This window comes from Pseudomonas sp. NPDC089392 (genome assembly GCF_044749595.1).
In the GTDB taxonomy this organism is placed as follows: Bacteria; Pseudomonadota; Gammaproteobacteria; order Pseudomonadales; family Pseudomonadaceae; genus Aquipseudomonas.
Window position 1 is genome coordinate 125,648 of sequence record NZ_JBIVIF010000014.1, and the last position, 6,812, is coordinate 132,459.

The 6,812-nt window shown below is 61.5% G+C and carries 6 protein-coding genes; 5 read left to right on the top strand and 1 reads right to left on the bottom strand.

Going from position 1 to position 6,812, the window contains the following annotated elements; translation table 11 throughout:
- Positions 1–114 precede the first annotated feature (114 nt).
- On the bottom strand, positions 115–1,500 hold the full coding sequence (gene gabP, locus ACIP1G_RS14740) for a GABA permease (protein ID WP_201203356.1): 1,386 nt from the start codon (positions 1,498–1,500) through the stop codon (positions 115–117).
- Between the two features lie 643 nt (positions 1,501–2,143).
- Here gabP and ACIP1G_RS14745 point away from each other — a divergent pair.
- From ACIP1G_RS14745 to ACIP1G_RS14765, 5 genes are all read left to right on the top strand, one after another.
- On the top strand, positions 2,144–2,917 hold the full coding sequence (locus tag ACIP1G_RS14745) for an ABC transporter ATP-binding protein (RefSeq protein ID WP_400616789.1): 774 nt from the start codon (positions 2,144–2,146) through the stop codon (positions 2,915–2,917).
- A gap of 11 nt (positions 2,918–2,928) precedes the next feature.
- Positions 2,929–3,681 carry an ABC transporter substrate-binding protein gene (locus ACIP1G_RS14750; protein WP_400738147.1) on the top strand — a complete coding sequence of 251 codons (753 nt, stop codon included), beginning with the start codon at positions 2,929–2,931 and terminating at the stop codon, positions 3,679–3,681.
- A 54-nt stretch (positions 3,682–3,735) separates the two neighbouring features.
- Positions 3,736–4,428 carry an ABC transporter permease gene (locus ACIP1G_RS14755; RefSeq protein ID WP_346643170.1) on the top strand — a complete coding sequence of 231 codons (693 nt, stop codon included), beginning with the start codon at positions 3,736–3,738 and terminating at the stop codon, positions 4,426–4,428.
- Complete coding sequence (locus ACIP1G_RS14760; protein WP_016497592.1) at positions 4,428–5,117, top strand: ABC transporter permease; 690 nt, start codon at positions 4,428–4,430, stop codon at positions 5,115–5,117. The genes ACIP1G_RS14755 and ACIP1G_RS14760 overlap by 1 nt, the downstream gene beginning before the upstream one ends.
- 100 nt (positions 5,118–5,217) lie before the next feature.
- Complete coding sequence (locus tag ACIP1G_RS14765; protein WP_400738151.1) at positions 5,218–6,423, top strand: methyltransferase; 1,206 nt, start codon at positions 5,218–5,220, stop codon at positions 6,421–6,423.
- The last annotated feature ends 389 nt before the right edge of the window (positions 6,424–6,812 follow it).

The window sequence follows — 6,812 nt, forward strand, 5'->3', positions numbered from 1 at the left end:
AGGGCATGCGATGCCCGTTGTAGGAGCGGGTTCACCCGCGAAGAGGCCGGCACAGGCAATAAAAAAGGCCGCGCCCTTCACAGGACGCGGCCTTTTCATTGCAGACAACGCGGATCAGTTATCCAGCGCCACCCGCCCAGCAGCTTCGCGCTTGCGATGCACCAGCAAGCCAGCCGCCACCACGCCAATGCTCAGCAGTGCAGTCGCGATGATCTCCGCACGGTGGTCCTCACGCAGCGCCATCACCACCAGAATGGCGACGATGAAGGCAATGGTTGCCCAGGTCAGGCCCGGGAACAGCCACATCTTGAAGGTGATCTTCTCGCCACGGGCTTCACGCTGGGCACGCATGCGCAGCTGCGAAATGGCAATCACCAGGTACACCAGCAGCGCGATGGCGCCAGAGCTGGCCAACAGGAACTCGAACACCTGGGCCGGTGCCACGAAGTTGGCGAACACACAAAGGAACGCCGCTGCAGTGGACAACAATACCGCCACATGCGGGGTCGCCGCCTTGGTGGTGCGCTGGGCAATGGCCGGGGCGTCACCACGCTTGCTCAGCGAGAACAGCATACGCGACGAGGTGTACAGCGCCGAGTTCAGGCAGCTGGTCACGGCGATCAGCACGACGATGTCGACGATCAGCTTGGCATTCGGCACGCCAATACGGCTCAGCACGGTCTGGTAGGAACCGGTTTCGGCCAGCGCCGGGTCGTTCCACGGTACCAGGGCCACGACCAGGAAGATCGACACCAGGTAGAACAGGCAGATACGCCAGATCACCGAGTTGGTGGCACGGCTGATCTGCTTGCCAGGGTCCTTCGACTCGGCAGCGGCGATGGTGACGATTTCGGTGCCCATGAACGAGAACATGGTGGTCAGCATGGCTGCCAGCACCGCGCCCAGGCCGTTGGGCATGAAGCCTTGGGTATCGAACAGGTGGCTGGCACCGCTTACCTGGCTGCTCGGTACAAAGCCGAACATGGCCGCACAGCCGACGGCGATGAAGCCGATGATCGCCAGCACCTTGAGCAAGGCGAACCAGAACTCGAACTCACCGTAGTTCTTCACGCTGCACAGGTTGGTCAGGGTCAGCGCCAGGGTAATGATGAGGGAGAAGGCCCACAGGTCAACCGCAGGGAACCAGGCATGCAGGATGGCTGCGGCGGCGTTGGCCTCCAGCGGAATCACCAACACCCAGAACCACCAGTACAGCCAGCCGATGGTAAAACCGGCCCAGCGCCCGATGGCGCGGTCGGCATAGGTAGAGAACGAACCGGTGTCAGGCGAAGCGACCGCCATTTCACCCAGCATGCGCATGACCAGCACGACCAGCGTACCGGCGGCGGCATAAGCCAGCAGCACGGCCGGGCCGGCAGCTGCAATGGCGTGGCCGGAGCCAACGAACAGGCCGGCACCGATGACGCCAGCGATGGACAGCATGGTCACATGCCGTTGTTTGAGCCCCTGAGCGAGGTCATTGGAATTGTTACCGCTCATTAAAACTACCTTTGTAAGGAGTGGACCACTCCGACTGCGGTTTACGGAGCGCGCCAAGGGTTGGCCTAGGCGTCGCTGCAATCGGCGGTTTCCTACTGGCAATTAGCGCGCCATGTGCTGAATGCATTCGTCAGAAAATTCTGCGGGCCTTTTAGCACGCGGTTTGGAGGTCTTTCGGCCAAGCGGTGACCGAAAGGTCGCCAAATCATCGGATTACTGAAATACCCACTTACAAACGCACCAAAGGTGCTCCCCGGTAACACCTGTGCACCAGTGCAATGCAAGAAAGTGCAACCCTTGGGTACAACCTTGAGACCTCATTGGGGCCTTCGCGGGTGAACCCGCTCCTACAGGGGGCGCTTGGCTTTGAGGTCAGGTTTGGGCCGCGAATGGTCTAAAACCGCTTCCATGAGCCGGCCAAAGCTGGCACCATCGCGCCTTTTTTCATCAAGGCTCTGGTGCTGGGCGACACCTTCGCGGACATCTGCGCGACGTTACGCTGTAGCGATGCGACAAACTGCCCCGCCAGTGCCCAGAGTCCCCGGCGACCCTGTTGGCCGTCATAATGCCGCTATGCTAGCTTGGCGCACGCCAGGAAGGCCGCCAACAGCTGGGAACGCACCCGAACACATGAGGACCGCACATGGCTCAGGCCACGCCCGCGCTGGAAATCCGCAATCTGCACAAACGCTACGGCGAGCAGGAAATTCTGAAGGGTATTTCGCTGACCGCTCGCGACGGTGACGTGATCTCCATCCTGGGGTCGTCCGGCTCCGGCAAGTCCACCCTGCTGCGCTGCATCAACCTGCTCGAAAACCCGCACCAGGGCGAAATCCTGGTGGCCGGCGAAGCCCTCAAGCTCAAGGCCGCCAAGAACGGCGACCTGATCGCCGCCGACAACCGCCAGATCAACCGCCTGCGCAGCGAAATCGGCTTTGTCTTCCAGAACTTCAACCTGTGGCCGCACATGTCGATCCTCGACAACATCATCGAGGCGCCACGCCGTGTGCTCGGCCAGAGCAAGGCCGAGGCCATCGAAGCCGCCGAGGCGCTGCTGAACAAGGTTGGCATCTACGACAAACGCCACAGCTACCCCGCCCAGCTTTCCGGTGGCCAGCAACAGCGTGCCGCCATTGCCCGTACCCTGGCCATGAAGCCCAAGGTGATCCTGTTCGACGAGCCGACTTCGGCACTCGACCCGGAAATGGTCCAGGAAGTGCTAAACGTTATCCGCGCACTGGCCGACGAAGGCCGTACCATGCTGCTGGTAACGCACGAGATGAACTTTGCCCGCCATGTGTCCAGCGAAGTGGTCTTCCTGCACCAGGGCCTGGTCGAAGAGCAGGGATCGCCGCAACAGGTCTTCGAAAGCCCGACCTCGGCGCGTTGCAAGCAATTCATGTCCAGCCACCGCTAACGGAGCAATACATGCACACTTACAAGAAGTTCCTCCTGGCAGCTGCTGCCACGCTGGTGATGTCGGCAAACGCCATGGCCGCAGAAAAACTGCGCATGGGCATCGAAGCCGCCTACCCACCGTTCAACAACAAGGATGCCAGCGGTAACGTGGTTGGTTTCGACAAAGACATCGGCGACGCCCTGTGCGCCAAGATGAAAGTCGAGTGCTCGGTCGTCACTTCCGACTGGGACGGCATCATCCCGGCCCTGAACGCCAAGAAGTTCGACTTCCTGGTGTCGTCGCTGTCAATCACCGACGAGCGCAAGCAGGCCGTCGACTTCACCGAACCGTACTACTCGAACAAGCTGCAGTTCATCGCACCGAAGAACGTCGACTTCAAGACCGACAAAGAGTCGCTGAAAGGCAAGGTTATCGGTACCCAGCGCGCCACCCTGGCCGGCACCTACCTTGAAGACAACTTCCCGGGCGTCGACGTCAAACTCTACGACACCCAGGAAAACGCCTACCTCGACCTGGTCTCCGGCCGCATCGACGGCATCCTGGCCGACAAGTACGTGCAGTACGAGTGGCTGAAGAGCAAAGACGGCTCCAACTTCGAGTTCAAGGGCGAGCCGGTGCTGGACAGCGACAAGATCGGCATTGCCGTGCGCAAAGGTGACACCAAGCTGCGCGACGATTTGAACAAAGCCCTGGCAGAAATCAAGGCAGACGGTACGTACAAGAAGATCAACGACAAGTACTTCCCGTTCAGCATCGAATGACCCGCCCTGACCTGCGCGCCCATGCGGCGCGCAAGTCCCTAGAATGACCTGCCCATGAATATCGACCTGCACGGATTCGGTCCGGCCATGATGGCCGGCACCCTGATGACCGTAAAACTGGCGCTTTGCGCCTTGCTGCTGGGCCTGGTCTTGGGCCTGCTTGGCGCCTTGGCCAAGACCTCCGCGATCAAGCCGCTGCAATGGCTTGGCGGTTTCTACTCGACCCTGGTGCGCGGCGTGCCCGAGTTACTGTGGGTTCTGCTTATCTATTTCGGCACCGTCGGGTTGATGAACAGCCTCGGCGAAGCCCTTAACATGCCGGGCCTGGAACTCAGCGCCTTTGCCGCAGGTGTAATCGCCCTGGGCCTGTGCTTTGGTGCCTACGCCACCGAAGTATTCCGTGGCGCCATCCTGGCGATCCCCAAGGGCCACCGTGAGGCAGGCCTGGCACTGGGCCTGTCCAAGGGCCGCATCCTGTCGCGGATCATCTTGCCGCAGATGTGGCGCATTGCCCTGCCCGGCCTCGGCAACCTGTTCATGATCCTGATGAAGGACACCGCGCTGGTGTCGGTGATCGGCCTGGAAGAAATCATGCGTCACTCGCAAATCGGCGTGACCGTAACCAAGGAGCCGTTCACCTTCTATATGGTTGCGGCCTGCATTTACCTGAGCCTGACCGTTATCGCCATGGCCGGTATGCACTTCATGGAAAAACGCGCCGCTCGCGGCTTTGCGAGGGCCGAATAATGAATTGGGAAGTCATCTTCAAGTGGTTGCCACGCCTGGCCGAGGGCGCGGTCCTGACCCTGGAACTGGTGGCCATTGCCGTGGTTGCCGGGTTGATCCTGGCCATCCCGCTGGGCATCGCCCGCTCCTCGCGACACTGGTACGTGCGCGCGGTGCCGTTCAGCTACATCTTCTTCTTCCGTGGCACGCCGCTGCTGGTGCAGTTGTTCCTGGTCTATTACGGTTTGGCGCAGTTCGATGCGGTGCGCTCCAGCTCGCTGTGGCCGTACCTGCGCGATCCGTTCTGGTGCACGGTGCTGACCATGACCCTGCACACCGCCGCCTACATCGCCGAGATCCTGCGTGGCGCGCTGCAGTCTATTCCCAAGGGTGAGATTGAGGCAGCACGGGCGCTGGGCATGTCGCGGGGCAAGGCGCTGTTCTACATCATGCTGCCGCGCGCTGCGCGCATCGGCCTGCCGGCGTACAGCAACGAAGTGATCCTGATGCTCAAGGCCAGTGCCCTGGCCAGTACCGTGACCCTGCTGGAACTGACCGGCATGGCCCGTACCATCATTGCGCGCACCTACCTGCCGGTGGAAATCTTCTTTGCTGCCGGGGTGTTCTACCTGGTGATCTCGTTCCTGCTGGTGCAAGGCTTCAAGCTGCTGGAGCGCTGGTTGCGCGTCGATGCCTGCCAAGGGCGCTGACATCTCCTAGCCTTCTTCGCGGGTAAACCCGCTCCTACAACAGGCCGTGTAGGAGCGGGTTCACCCGCGAAGAGGCCCTCAAACCACCACACACATCCCCATGCCCAACCACCTCCACAGCCCCCACCTAACCCCCCGCTTCCAGGCCCTCGACCAATTCCTGATCGAGCACCAACAGCTGTGGAAACCCCACCCCTTCACCACCCTGCACCTGGGCTGGGAAGCCACCCACCCCGAGCTAGCCGCCCACCTGCGCCAATGCTCCTTGGCAGACGCCGAAACAGACAACGCAGCTGACCACTTGCCCGCCCCGTTTCCGCAACTGGCCCGGCAAGCCCATCAGCTATCAGCCCTCGGCAACCTCCCGACAACCGACCTGCCGCCCGCTGCCCACCGCCTGGACGTCGCCGTCCCCGGCCGCAAATGGCAGCAAATCGAAGCCTTCGCCAGCCACCTGGCCTTCCGCGACCAGCCCCGCCACTGGCTGGACTGGTGCTCCGGCAAAGGCCACCTCGGCCGCCGCCTGCTGCAACCCGGCCAACAGCTGACCTGCCTGGAGTACGACGCCGAACTGGTCAGCGCCGGCCAGGCCCTGAGCGCGCACCACCACTTGCCAGCGCAGCACGTGCACCAGGATGTAATGGCCAACGACAGTGCCCGCCACCTTGATGGTGCAAAGAGCGTTGTCGCCCTGCACGCCTGTGGCGACCTGCATGTACGCCTGATGCAACTGGCCAGCCAGCAAGGGTGCCGGCAACTGGCCGTAGCGCCTTGCTGCTATAACCGCATCGCAGTGCAGCAGTACCAGGCTTTATCCACAGCTGCGCAAGCGTCCAGCCTGCAGCTGTCGCTGGACGACCTGGGCCTGCCCCTGAGCGAAACCGTTACTGCCGGCGCCCGCGTGCGGCGCCAGCGCGACACCTCGATGGCCCGGCGCCTGGGCTTCGACCTGCTGCAACGCCAGCAGCGCCAGAGCGATGAATACCTGCCGACGCCGTCACTGCCGGTCGCCTGGCTGGAAAAGCCCTTCGAGCAGTACTGCCGCGACCTGGCCGATCTCAAGCAACTGCCACTGAACGGCAATCTGGACTGGGCAGCACTGGAAGCTGCCGGCTGGCAACGCCTGGCCGAGGTACGCAACCTGGAACGCGTGCGCAACCTGTTCCGTCGGCCTCTAGAGCTGTGGCTGGTACTCGATCGCGCCCTGTTCCTTGAAGAACAAGGCTACGACGTCCAGCTGGGGTTGTTCTGCGACTATCCACTGACCCCGCGCAACCTCTTGATCCTTGCCGAACGCGACCGTTAGCCGCAGCACAACCTGTGGATAAGTCTGTGAACAAGCTTGTGATTACCTGTTGGAGCCAAGCGCTATTTCAAGCGCTTGGTTTATTCCTGCTTGTAGGTCAAGCCCAGTAAAAACAGGCGTTTGCGCAAAGACCAGCGGCGCAGCGATCCGGCATGCCTTTCGCGCAAGTCGTCAATGCTACTTGTGCATAAACATTTCTTGTGGTTGGCGCAACAGGCCCCTGTACGATCTTTGTGAGGGCAATTGTCCTGCCCAAAAGCTAGAAACTCGCGCAGTCATTGTGGGAGCGGGCATGCCCTAATGCCAGTCAGTTAAGCTCCCCAGGTTTCTTTTTCGGATATTTGGCAGGCTTGGGTTTGACGACCCTCGGATAACTGCGCTGCCGCCTC